The sequence below is a fragment of the Flavobacterium sp. TAB 87 genome (assembly GCF_001529295.1).
Lineage (GTDB): Bacteria > Bacteroidota > Bacteroidia > Flavobacteriales > Flavobacteriaceae > Flavobacterium.
Genome location: NZ_LLWK01000032.1, coordinates 1 through 12331, shown reverse-complemented (window position 1 = coordinate 12331; position 12331 = coordinate 1). Strand labels below are relative to the sequence as shown.

Annotated in this window: 13 protein-coding genes and 1 pseudogene; 10 read left to right on the top strand and 4 right to left on the bottom strand. The window is 31.3% G+C overall.

The genetic code is table 11. The features are described 5' to 3' along the window. Nucleotides 1-348: 348 nt before the first annotated feature. Together AP058_RS03945 and AP058_RS03940 are read left to right on the top strand one after the other, a co-directional pair. Nucleotides 349-672: a hypothetical protein gene (locus AP058_RS03945; RefSeq protein ID WP_066307117.1), complete on the top strand. Its 324-nt coding sequence runs from the start codon at nt 349-351 to the stop codon at nt 670-672. Between the two features lie 92 nt (nt 673-764). Then, nucleotides 765-1343: a tetratricopeptide repeat protein gene (locus AP058_RS03940; RefSeq protein WP_066307115.1), complete on the top strand. Its 579-nt coding sequence runs from the start codon at nt 765-767 to the stop codon at nt 1341-1343. Here AP058_RS03940 and AP058_RS16840 read toward each other — a convergent pair. Next, nucleotides 1343-1456 (bottom strand): annotated as a pseudogene (locus AP058_RS16840) (Ku protein); the annotation flags it as partial. The gene AP058_RS03940 and the pseudogene AP058_RS16840 sit on opposite strands and share 1 nt — an antisense overlap. A 495-nt stretch (nt 1457-1951) precedes the next feature. Between AP058_RS16840 and AP058_RS03930 the strand changes: the two are divergent. Then, nucleotides 1952-2569 (top strand): ferritin-like domain-containing protein, encoded by a 618-nt coding sequence (locus AP058_RS03930; RefSeq protein WP_066307112.1) that lies wholly within the window; start codon nt 1952-1954, stop codon nt 2567-2569. 80 nt (nt 2570-2649) lie between these two features. On the opposite strand, the gene AP058_RS03925 is transcribed toward AP058_RS03930, so the two are convergent. Further along, the gene (locus tag AP058_RS03925; RefSeq protein WP_066307326.1) at nt 2650-3195 is read right to left on the bottom strand and encodes a peptidoglycan-binding protein LysM; all 546 of its coding nucleotides are present in this window, start codon (nt 3193-3195) and stop codon (nt 2650-2652) included. Between the two features lie 362 nt (nt 3196-3557). On the opposite strand from AP058_RS03925, the gene AP058_RS03920 reads away from it, so the two are divergent. Further along, nucleotides 3558-3992: a response regulator gene (locus AP058_RS03920; RefSeq protein ID WP_066307110.1), complete on the top strand. Its 435-nt coding sequence runs from the start codon at nt 3558-3560 to the stop codon at nt 3990-3992. Between the two features lie 21 nt (nt 3993-4013). Beyond that, nucleotides 4014-7595 (top strand): PAS domain S-box protein, encoded by a 3582-nt coding sequence (locus AP058_RS03915; protein WP_066307109.1) that lies wholly within the window; start codon nt 4014-4016, stop codon nt 7593-7595. Nucleotides 7596-7674: 79 nt separating this feature from the next. Here the strand turns inward: AP058_RS03915 and AP058_RS03910 are convergent, their stop codons facing one another. Continuing rightward, the gene (locus AP058_RS03910) at nt 7675-8220 is read right to left on the bottom strand and encodes a hypothetical protein (protein WP_066307108.1); all 546 of its coding nucleotides are present in this window, start codon (nt 8218-8220) and stop codon (nt 7675-7677) included. A 163-nt stretch (nt 8221-8383) separates the two neighbouring features. Between AP058_RS03910 and AP058_RS03905 the strand changes: the two genes are divergently transcribed. Both AP058_RS03905 and AP058_RS03900 read left to right on the top strand, forming a co-directional pair. Continuing rightward, a complete protein-coding gene (locus tag AP058_RS03905) occupies nt 8384-9031 on the top strand; it encodes an SOS response-associated peptidase (RefSeq protein WP_066307105.1) in 648 nt (215 codons plus the stop codon). Between the two features lie 26 nt (nt 9032-9057). Continuing rightward, complete coding sequence (locus AP058_RS03900; RefSeq protein WP_066307104.1) at nt 9058-9432, top strand: hypothetical protein; 375 nt, start codon at nt 9058-9060, stop codon at nt 9430-9432. Nucleotides 9433-9822: 390 nt separating this feature from the next. Here the strand turns inward: AP058_RS03900 and AP058_RS03895 are convergent, their stop codons facing one another. After that, the gene (locus AP058_RS03895; RefSeq protein ID WP_066307102.1) at nt 9823-10392 is read right to left on the bottom strand and encodes a hypothetical protein; all 570 of its coding nucleotides are present in this window, start codon (nt 10390-10392) and stop codon (nt 9823-9825) included. Between the two features lie 313 nt (nt 10393-10705). Between AP058_RS03895 and AP058_RS16605 the strand changes: the two genes are divergently transcribed. The 3 genes from AP058_RS16605 (at nt 10706) to AP058_RS03885 (ending at nt 11975) form a co-directional block, all read left to right on the top strand. Next, on the top strand, nt 10706-10945 hold the full coding sequence (locus AP058_RS16605) for a recombinase family protein (protein ID WP_082706570.1): 240 nt from the start codon (nt 10706-10708) through the stop codon (nt 10943-10945). After that, the gene (locus AP058_RS16835; RefSeq protein WP_157492601.1) at nt 10902-11066 is read left to right on the top strand and encodes a hypothetical protein; all 165 of its coding nucleotides are present in this window, start codon (nt 10902-10904) and stop codon (nt 11064-11066) included. The genes AP058_RS16605 and AP058_RS16835 overlap by 44 nt, the downstream gene beginning before the upstream one ends. Nucleotides 11067-11258: 192 nt before the next feature. Beyond that, entirely contained in the window at nt 11259-11975 is a 717-nt protein-coding gene (locus AP058_RS03885; protein WP_066307099.1) for a hypothetical protein, read from the top strand. Nucleotides 11976-12331: the final 356 nt, after the last annotated feature.

Genomic DNA, 12331 nt, shown 5'->3' with positions numbered 1-12331 from the left:
TGTTTTGTATTTTTTATTCGATCTTTTTAAATTTTATTTAAAGTGTTAATTTTTATAGTGTTTTTTGTCAGGCTATTTTTTTAATAGAAAAGAATTTTAAAAAGAATAAAAGAATGGAGATATTAAATTTGAATTTAATCGAACACATAATCAATTTTAAGATTTTATATTCGATTTCTCTCCATTTTTTGATAGCGATTTTAAATGATTTCTTCAGGGAGAAAATAATTTTAAAAAACAGTAATTTTTCACAAAAAAGAAATTATTTTGTCAGAATATTTGGCAATTCCATATGTAAAAAAGAAGCTACTTTTCGATTGTAAAATTTAATTTAAAAACATACGAAAAATGGAATTAACTAACGACCAAAAAATTTTAGATGCAATTGTTAAAAAGGCATGGGAAGACCCTACTTTTAAAAGCAATTTAATTGCTACACCTCTAGCAACAATAGAAAACTTTTTAGGACACTCAGTTCTACTACCAAAAGGTGAAAAAATTACATTTGTTGATCAAACGGACTCTTCAATAATTTTTATAAATATTCCTGCTGAGCTCAATATGGATGATTTAGAATTGAATGAACAGCAACTTGATATTGTTGCTGGTGGAGATATAACGCCCCCTATAATTATTAGACCTACCAATTTCTCTGGTGATATCTTTAAATAAAAATTAACTTATTTATAATTTCAAAAACTAAAAACGTACCTATTCTAGATTTGACTAAGTACGTTTTAATATTTATTATAACACACATATTCATGAGAAGAATCATAAATGTTGTTTTTTCTGTCATTCTGTCGTTAAACGGGGCAACCTTTTTTGGACAGTCAGATACGGATGAAAGAGTTATGGAGATAAATAAAAATAGTAAGATGGCCGATTCCATTCTTAAGTTAGGTATGAAAAGTCAAGATACAGGTGACTATTCGCAATCATTATTGTCCTTCGATAAAAGTTTGTTGTTGTACAGCTCTTTAGATAAAAGTCAAAAAGTAGGTGATTGTTACAGTTACAAAGCTGTAACATATTATTATCAAGTAGATTACTCAAATGCTTTATTGTTTTTTAAGGAAAGTAATGAAGTATATAAAAGAATAAAATACAAAAAAGGAATTTCTTCGATCTTAAATAATATCGGAGGAGTTTATTATTATTTAGGCAATTATCTAGATGCTTTAAACTATTACAAGCAGGCTATTGTTGTTCAAGAAGAAATAAACGATACAGAAATGATTGCAGCTACTTCACAAAATATTGGAGGAATATATTCACAGGTAGGAGATTATCCAAATGCTTTGAAATACTATAATAAATCTTATTTAATTTATAAAAATTGATCTTTTTTGTCAAGCATGTCTAGATTTAAAGTAATTGTTTCAATAGCTGAATAAATTTTGATGGGGATATTTATAAGTCCGAAACTAATTGCTCCTGTCCAAATTGCTCTCATGATATTCTATTTAAATTATTAAATTTATTTAATTTATTTAATTGTGGATTTTTTCACAGATTCAAAATAGGTATAATATTTAAAGTCCGTTAAAGTGAAATAACTATTATTTAACTGGCTCTAATTCTAATTCCATAAATTTACCAGTAGCAATCGCGCCATCTTCATTTTCCCATTGCGTTATTACGTTTTCAATAAATTCAGGTTCAAATCCTATTATTTCCATAACCTGATCTCTAAGCTGTAGTTTAACCTTCTGGCCTACTTTATAATCTATGCGTTTCTTCAACAAATCCATACTTCAAATAATTATAGTTGATAATCAAAGTTAAAAATTGTTGCAAAATAAAATTTATATCTATAGCTGTAAATTTTATAGAATTATAAAGGAAAGTTAATTAAAAAAATTCTGAAAAATAAGCTAGAAATTATATAACATTCAAATATTAAAATATTTTTAAGTTTGTAAAGCAAACAAATTAAACACATTACATTATGAAAACTACTGAAAAAGATACTAAAACTAAAACAGCCACAAAAAGTACAAGTGAGAAAAAAACAGATGCAGACAAAAAATCTACAGCTGGAAAAGTAAAAGCAAAATCATCTGCCGCAGATGGATTACGCGAATTATTTGTTGATTCTTTAAAGGATATTTATTGGGCAGAAAAAGCGTTGACTAAAGCTTTACCAAAGATGCAGAAAAATGCAACTAATGAAAATCTAATTGCAGCAATTGAAGATCACTTAGATGTAACAAATACTCAAGTAGACCGTTTAGAACAAGTGTTTAAAATAATTGGAGAAAAAGCAGTTGCAAAAAAGTGTGATGCTATGGACGGTTTGATTAAAGAGGGAGCAAGCATAATGGAGGAAACAGAAATAGGTGCTGTACGTGATGCAGGTATAATAGCTGCATCTCAAAAAATTGAGCACTATGAAATTGCAACTTATGGTACTTTAGTAGCATTCGCTAAAACATTAGGAGAAGACGAAGCAGCTGAATTGTTAAGTGTTACACTTGCTGAAGAAAAAGAAGCTGATGTTACGCTAACAGAAGCAGCATACAATACAATTAATTTTGACGCAGCTGCGGAAGGCGAAGAAGAGTAAAGTATAACTGTTTTTAAATTTAAGAAGGCCCCCAACCATAATGGTTGAGGGCCTTCTTAATAAAGTACTTTTTCTTCGATTTATAGAGCAGTCGCAGTATATGTTACAGTCTGCTTATATGTTCCTCCAGGCTTACCAAGAAGAACAGTTTGTGCTTTAACAGCTGAGATAGAATAATCGATACTTAATGATTTTTGAGCTCCTAAAGTCGCATTACTTACTAATTTTTGATCAGTAGTAGATAAAGTGATAGTATTTAAAGTTCCTACCATACTCCCTCCAGTTACAGCTTGTATTTGCAATACGTCTACAGGAATTTTATTTGTACCGTTTGAAAAATCAGCACCTCCAGCTTTTACTTTAACATCGAAATTTTTAGATGAAGTTACAATTAAGCTATTTGCTACTGTTACATTTTTTGCTGCGTTATAATCAGCTGATGTAACATAATTAAAATCTACAATTCCATTACTAGCTACAGAACCAGCATCAATTGAAATAACGTCAGATAATATTAAATTAACTGTTGTGCTTGCCGCATTTGAAGTAGCTTGAGCTTGTGCGTCTGAAGTTCCAAAGATGAATGCTCCAAGAGCTAGTGCAGCGATAACGATTTGTTTTTTCATGATACTATATGTTTGATTTTTTGTGTCTTGTTTTTTGTTCCTTTTGAACACTGCAAATCTACGTTAGGTTTAAAAATCGCTTTGTAGTGAAACATGGAAATGCATGTAGTTTAATCACTGCACGATGTTTTCTTACAAATAAACATTAATTTATTTCTCAATTTATCTTCAGTTTTTAAGCAAGTTTTTTAAATAGTTATGGAGTGTAAATGGCACAGGATTATTTGGATAGTGATGGCGCATTTCACCGCAGATAAACGTGCGTTTTGATGCTTAATTTTTTCTTACTTTTGGAGTGAGTTTTATAAAATTTTTTATTACCCCAAAATTTCTGTTTAGAAATTCACTTGATATTCATACTTATGGAAAAATTATTACTTGCAGACGATGATATGGATGATCGTCTTTTTTTTCAAGATGCTGTTGAAGATTTATTTTCATTTACAACTTTATCAACCGTTAGTGACGGAGTTGAATTGATGGAGTTCTTGACAAATAATAGAGAGCAATTACCTGATGTTCTTTTCCTTGATTTAAATATGCCACGTAAATCAGGTTCTGAATGTCTACTAGAGATAAAATCTACTGAATCTTTAAAATTGTTACCAGTTGTAATTTTCTCTACTTCTTTGGATATTGATATGGTAAATAAACTATATGAAATTGGAGCCCATTATTATATTAGAAAGCCAGGTGACTTTAGCATATTAAAAAAGGCAATTTATCAGGTAACAGTATTATTAACTGTAGATAAAATTAATCAACCAGAAAGAAGTAAATTTATCATTCAGTGCTAATACATTTTTAATCCTATCAATTTGGACAATCCATATTATTTTCTAGAAGGTGGAGGCGAAATGGGACTTCAAATTCGCAACAAAGACTGGACACAAACTCCGCTAGGAAGTCCAGATATTTGGCCTCAAAACCTACAATCTGCTGTTTCTATCATACTCAATAATCCTTTTCCAATGTATATCGCATGGGGAAAGGAATATCGACAAATTTTTAATGATGCCTATGTGCCCATTTTAGGGCATCAAAAGGAGATAGATGCTTTGGGGAAAAGTACCTCTGAAACCTTTTCAGAGGTTTGGCATATTACTGAACCTATTTTTAAAGCTGTGGAACGAGGAGAATCTGTAGGGTTTTCAAACTTCATGTTTCCATTACTTAGAGAGGGCTCCATTCAAAACTGTTATTTTGATTTAGCATACAGTCCCATTTTTTTGCAGGATCGATCCATAGGAGGAATTTTAATTACCATTTTTGAGACTACTGCTAAGAACCTCGCAGATGAGGAACTAAATAAAAGCGAGAAGCGATTTAAAGCTATCGCTGATAATATTCCTAATCTGGCATGGATGGCAGACGAAAAAGGGGATCTATATTGGTATAACAAACAATGGTATGATTATACGGGAACCACTTTTGAAGAAATGAAAGGTTGGGGATGGAAGTCCGTTTATCGTGAAGATGAATTGGTAAATATATTGCAAGAATGGAACTTCTCTTTAGAAAAAGGGATACCATTGGAGATGAGCTATGCTATTAAAGGTGCGGATGGAAATTATCAAGAATTTTTAACTAGAGCTCTTCCTGTAAAAAATGAAGAGGGAGAAATTACAACTTGGTTTGGTACTAATACTAATATTACCTCTCAAAAAGCTGTAGAGCAGGCGCTCGACGATAGTAAAAAAGAATTAGAATTTGTAATTGAAGCTGCAGCTCTAGGAACATTTGATTATAATCCCATCACTAATAAATTTTCAGCTAATATCCGTTTAAAAGAATGGTTTGGTTTAAGTGCTGATCAGGAAGTAGACTTAAATGATGCTACAAAGGTTATTGTAGAAGAGCATCAGGAAAATGTTTTAAATGCTATTGCAAAAGCTTTGGATTTTTCTTCAGGAGGTTTTTATGATATCGCATACAATATCGTAAATCCTATTTCTAAAAATGAAATTACATTACATGCAAAAGGCAAGGTGCTATTTGATGACAATAAAATGCCATTCCGATTTAATGGCACAGTAGAGGACATCACGGCGCAAAATACTGCTCGTAAACAATTAGAGCAAAGTGAGAATAATCTAAAATCAATTATATTACAAGCGCCTATGGCTATTGCAATTTTGCGTGGACCAGAGTATGTTGTTGAAATAGCAAATGAAAGTGCATTAGACTTATGGGGTAAAACCTCACAAGACGTTACTAACATATCTGTTTTTGAGTCCATACCAGAATTGTCTTTGCAAGGAGTTAAAGAAATTTTAAATAATGTAAGAGCATCAGGAAAACATTTGGCAACCACTGAGTTACCATTAAAAATTATGCGATCTGGTACATTAGAAACTGTTTATATGAACTTCTCGTATGAACCTATTTACGATGACCACAGCAACAGTAATAAAATTATGGTTCTTGGCTATGATGTAACTCCCCAAGTTATTGCTAGAAAAGAAATTGAAAAAAGCGAGCAAAGCATTCGTAGTTTGGTGGAAAGTGCACCATTTCCCATCGCAGTATATACTGGCAGTGAGATGCGTATTACCCTTGCAAATCAATCTATGGTTGATGCATGGGGAAAGGGAAGTAATGTTATTGGGCAATTATATAGAAATCTTTTACCGGAATTAGAAAATCAAAATATTTATGAGCAGATAGAAACGGTATATAAAACTGGAATAGCATTTAATGCTAAAAATCAGCCCGTAGGTATTTTAAAAGATGGATTTTTAAAGGTTCATTATTTTAATTATAGTTTTACTCCACTAAGAGATTCAAGTGGTGCAATTTATGGTGTAATGAATACAGCTGCCGAAGTCACTGAATTAAATGAAGTAAAGGAAAAAATAGAAGAAAGTGAAAAGCGCTTTCGTGATGCGGTGCATCAAGCTCCAGTTGCTATGATAATTGTGCGAGGTCCAGAAAATATTGTTAGCATGGTTAATGCCCCTTATTTAGAATTAGTAGACAAATCCACAAGCGACTTATTATCAAGACCTATATTCGAAGTTTTACCTGATGCGGAAGAAAGTATAAGTCCTATTTTTAAAGAAATTTATAGAACGGGAGAAGCCTTTCATGGTTATGAATTCCCAGTGACTTTAACACGATTTGGTAAAAAGGAAAACTGCTATTTTAACTTTGTATACCATCCTTTATTAGATTTTAATACCGTAACAGGAGTTATGGTCGTTGCCACAGATGTAACGGCGAATGTTACAGCAAAGAAACTATTAGAAGAAAATGAGCAAAAATTCAGACTTTTAGCCGACTCAATGCCTCAGTTTGTGTGGACTGCTGATGAAAGAGGAAAATTTAATTATTTTAATCAAGCTGTGTTTGATTTCTCAGGTTATAATAAGGAAGAAATTGTTGAAAAAGGTTGGCTCTCAATTGTTCATGACGATGAAAAAGAAGACAACACTGAAAGATGGATGGACGCAATAGCAACCGAGAAAGATTTTATAATTGAGCATCGCTTTCGAAAAAGTGATGGAACATATCGTTGGCAATTAACTAGAGCTCTCCCGCAACGCGATAAAGAAGGAAAAATAACAATGTGGGTAGGTACTAGTACAGACATTCAAGATCAAAAAATGTTTACGACTGAGCTAGAACGAGAAGTTTTAGAACGCACAAAGGAGCTTTTTCAGAAGAATGATGACTTAGAAAAGATGAATAAGGAATTACAGTCCTTTGCTTATATATCTAGTCATGATTTACAAGAGCCTTTACGAAAAATTCAAACATTCGCGACTCAGCTTAGAGAGAGAGAGTATGACAATATATCTGAGGGAGGTAAAGATAAGTTTATAAGAATGCAAAGTGCTGCTGATCGCATGCAAACACTTATACAGGATTTACTTGCTTATTCTAGAACGAGCATTCAAGAACGTATATATGAGAAGGCAAATATTTCTACTATAGTGGAAGAGGTAAAAGAAAATTTAGAGTACGATTTTGAAGGAAGAAGCACTACTATAAACATTATAAATGACTGCCAAATTGATGTTATTCCAGTTCAATTTAGACAAGTAGTATTTAATTTAATTACCAATTCACTGAAGTTCAGTAAACCTGATTGCGATGCAAAAATTACTATTGACAGCTTAGTAGCTTTTGGATCAGAGTTAAACAATTTAAATTTAAAGCAAGATGTAGAATATTGCTATATAAAATTTAGCGATAATGGAATTGGATTTGAAGAGGAATACAGTGAGAAAATATTTCAAGTATTTCAGCGCTTGCATGGAAAGGAAAAGTTTCAGGGGACCGGTATTGGTTTAGCGATTGTGAAAAGGATAGTTGAAAATCATCGTGGAATAATAACTGCACATGGAATTTTAAATGAAGGTGCTACTTTCAAAATCTTTATCCCTACTTCCCATTAATATTTAAGAATTTTAATTTATAATCAAAAAAAATACTCGACATTATAATGCCGAGTATTTTTTTTAAAAATAGATAAGATTATCTGTAAATATCTTGACCTCTATTTGTTTTCCAATTTTGCTCTAAATAGTCAGCATCTTCGTCATTTCTTGGATGAACTCCCATTACAACATGACCGTTGTTAATACCGGACTCATACAATTTTGCACGATCTTCAGGTATTCCTGAACCAACTAATGCGCCAATAATTCCACCTGCAATTCCTCCTGCACCTGCTCCAGCTAATCCAGCTGCTAATGGTCCAGCAACTATTAGTCCTAAACCTGGAATTACTAAACTTGTACCTATAGCAGCAATTACTCCAACAATAGCTCCTACCGTTCCACCAATGGCAGAACCAGTACCTGCAGTTTCAGCCGCTTTAGTTCCTAATTCAGAATTATCATTCTCATCAGAATAGTATTTTTTTCGTGTCTCATCTGACATCACTAGATTAATGTCCTCTTTTGCATATCCGCGCTCATGTAATGCATTATATGCGCTTTCTGTACTTTCACGGTCAGAGAACATTCCTGTTAGCATTTGTCCTCTGTCATTGTTGTGGTTGTTGTGATTATTTTCCATAATATATTTGTTTAATTGGTGAATTACTTTTCTCCTTTTACAAAGTTGGCAAATGCACAAATAAAAAGTCTTACACTATTTTTTAGAATTTTTATGTAATTCAAAGTACTGATTGTGAGTGCTGTAAAAATCATTATTTTTACTCATTTCAAAACCTAAGTACATGTGCTACCACACCATACAAACGAAATTAGCTTTACAAATTGAAAAGCGGTTTAATGCCAAAATTAAGGACAAAAGTTCCTTTGCACCTGATGATCATATCAATGGATTTACGTTTCCTAAAACTCCAATAATTACAAATGAGGATATTACTATTATAGAGCACTTTAATTGGGGCTTAATCCCTGCGTGGTCAAAAAACGATGATATTAAGGTTATGACTTTAAATGCTAAAATTGAAACCGTTAAAGAAAAGCCATCTTTTAAAGATGTTGTCAATCAAAGGTGCTTGATCATAGCTAATGGGTTTTATGAATGGCAGTGGTTAGATTCTAAAGGGAAAAACAAAGTTAAATATGAAATAGGAATTGGCGATGACGAGTTATTTGCTTTTGCAGGATTATACTCCCGATGGAATGATATTCAATCTGGCCAATTAGTTAATACATATACAATGTTGATGACTCAAGCAAGTCCATTAATGGCTAAAATTCACAATATTAAAAAAAGAATGCCAGTAGTTTTAAATCCAGAAGATGAAAGTAAGTGGCTTAACTTAGCACCAATCGAAGATTTCGCATATCCTTACATGACCGATTTGGTGGCGAACCAAATTTCCAATGATCCACAACATCTATCTCTGTTTTAATATTCATAATAATTAAAATTTAAAATATGCAACACGTACTGATTTTAAGCACCAAAAGAATAAATATTCCTGAAGGAGATTTTATACCACTTATAATTTCTTTAATAGAGGAAAAAGAAATGGAGGTTGATTATTTTGGAATTGAGATTAATAATACTGAAGATTACTTTGACGAACAGATGAAATTAAAAATTAATAGTACTTCATTTATTACTATTCATTTTGCATGTGATCGAATTGACTACAATAGTTATACTGATAAAGATGTTTTAAACTTCACCATTGATCTTTTACATTATAAGGAAGAAAAAGAAATAAAAGCAGATGACAAGGATATACAAATTATCATTGATATTTCTTTAAAATTTTGCAATGAACTACTTCAAATTAACGGTCGTTAAAATGAAATTTGCACTAAATTATTTTCGGTGCGAATTTCAGCAATATATTGACTCAACTCAGTACATTATTAACGTTCATTTTTCAAAGTTCAGTTTAAATTACTTTTAACGTTAAAATGTACTTTTAACACTATTTGCTGTATTGAACATTATATAAGTCTCGATTTAATTTTCATTTCAATTTCAGAATTTTTTATTTGAGTTTTATTAATACTATGATTGTTCTTGCTTTAAGAACATTAATATTATATATACCATTTTATTAAATAGTATAATTGCATTTTAAAAGTAATATTCTTTTAATCAAAAAAAAACGACTGTCCTATTATTAGGTAGAGTTTGGTTAGTAAAAAAGTAAATCATTTTGTAAGTACATGAAAAATTAGCTCTTTATAAAGAAGTCTTCATCTTCTCAACAGCTGTCAGTATTTCTTTGGATAGAATTTTTGAGTTAGCTTCAGCGTTCTCATCATCATATCTTAGGTATTTCCAAGTATTTTTAGTGAAACTATCTTTAATTGCAAGTAAGTAAGAACTGCCTTTAATTCTTATTTTATTTGCATCCAATTTTTCAATTATGTTGTCTTTCATTTTTGCGTAAGTCAACATTTCTAGCAAACTAGAGTCTGCTGCTTCCATTATCATACTTTGATTGTATTTGCTCAGACAAATTGAGCTTTTTGATAAAGTTTTGACTGGTGTCATCTTAAGATTTAACGGAACTTGTTCATAAATCATTTTTATACCCATACCTGATAACATACCTTTTGCCATTGCACTCATCTGAGCTTTTGGAACTACAGTAAACAGTTGCGGATATGTCATGTTGAGCACATCATCAATCTTCATTTCAGAAGTGTATTTAATTATCGTTTGAAAATCACGCTTAATAATTTCCTGATCTTGTGCAAAAATTGCGCTCGCAGAGAAAATTAAAAAAAGAAGGAATAGGTTTTTCATAATTATAATTAATGTTTAAGTCAATATCATTTACTTATTTATTTAAAGCAGAGATGACAAGCGCGTTTTAAGAAGATAGTTTGATGTCGATCAAATATAATCAACAATTATCACTTACGGATTAAATAAATCTAAATAGTTTATCAGTTTTAATTCTTTAATTCTATTATTATTTACAATATTTGATTCTAAATAATCATAGAATTTATGTATGTATTATTAACTCCTCAAGATAGTTACTTTGTTGAATACTTGATTGGCACATTAGTTTTATCCAGTTCAATTTACGAAGCCATGATTTTTGAAGATTTAGATACTGCTCAAAATTGTTGATTTTATAGGTATATCAGATGGAATAGATACTTCTACAGCGATAGAAAAGTTAATGTTCCATTTGCTAGGAGCATTTGCAAAATTCGAAAGGAATTTAATCTCTGAAAGGACTATCGCTGGACTTGCAAGCGCTAGAGCTAGAGGTAGAATTGGTGGAAAACCAAAAGGTTTGTCAGTTGAATCAGAAAAAAAAAGCGATACGTGCAAAAGCACTATATGATGAGAAGCAGCTATTAGTTGAAGATATTTTTAAAGTGCTTGAGATTAAAAGTAAAACTACCTTTTATAAATATCTGAAATTTGAAACAGCTCGTCTAGAAGAGTTGAAAAAAATCACTTAAATTTCATGGTAGATTATTAAAATTGCTCTATTATCGTATAGATTTTGAATATATTAGCTTTTTAATATTTTACGACTTTAGTCGTACATACACAACAACTATTTGTTGTATATGTATTACTTTGTTAAACATATAAGTAAGTTATGCCTCATTGTAAGACACAGACACCGTAAAACATAGAAAAAACAGAAAATGATAAACAATTTACCAACATTTATTTCATTGACTTTCGGACTGACAACAATTGCGACTTTGCTACTTTTTATTTGGATAATTAGAAACTCAAATTCTGAAACGACAAGAAAAAAATCAACACCAATTTTAATCGGCTTGACAATTTGGTTGGTAATCCAAACAATTTTGACACTAAAAAATATTTACAGCACAGACACAAATTCATTTCCACCAAAAATTATGTTGTTCGGAATTTTACCGACTATTTTGACAATAATTTTGCTGTTTGCAACTCAAAAAGGGCGACAATTTATAGACAGTTTACCACTTAAAAACTTGACATATTTAAACATTGTAAGAATTCCAGTTGAAATAGTTTTATTTTGGCTTTTTCTGAATAAAGCAGTTCCCGAATTGATGACTTTTGAAGGACGAAACTTTGATATTATTGCAGGAATTACAGCACCGTTTATTGCCTATTTTGGACTGACAAAAACAAAACTAAGCCGACAGACAATTTTAATTTGGAATTTAATTTGTCTTGGACTTTTAATAAATATTGTAGTTAACGCATTATTTTCGGCACCTTCACCAATTCAGAAATTCGCTTTTGAACAACCGAACATTGCGATTTTAAATTTCCCATTTAGTTGGTTACCGACATTTATAGTTCCAATTGTATTATTTGGACATTTAACTTCAATCAGACAATTAATAAAACAAAAAAAGAACTAAAAAGAACAAACTAAAAAAACAACGAAGGCATAACAGCGGTTTGCATAAATGGCGAAATATGTGGTAAATTCACGTTTATCTTTCGCAAGAAATTTTATCTTAGCCGAAAATTCTCGGTTACGAAGTTCGCCACTTCTGCAAGCTGCGACACGTCAGGCTGTGAAAAAACTTCTTTTTCCTCTAATATGCCCTCACATTGCTATTACTACAATCCAAATAAAGCCTTTTAAGAAGCCTGTTTTTTTAGACTACAAATTGAAGTGGAAAGAAAACAAATCCTGATTTCGGCTTTAAATAGTCTGTTTTTAATAAAAACAAGACTTTGATCTTGTAGGGTGACTTCCAGTTCTTGATTT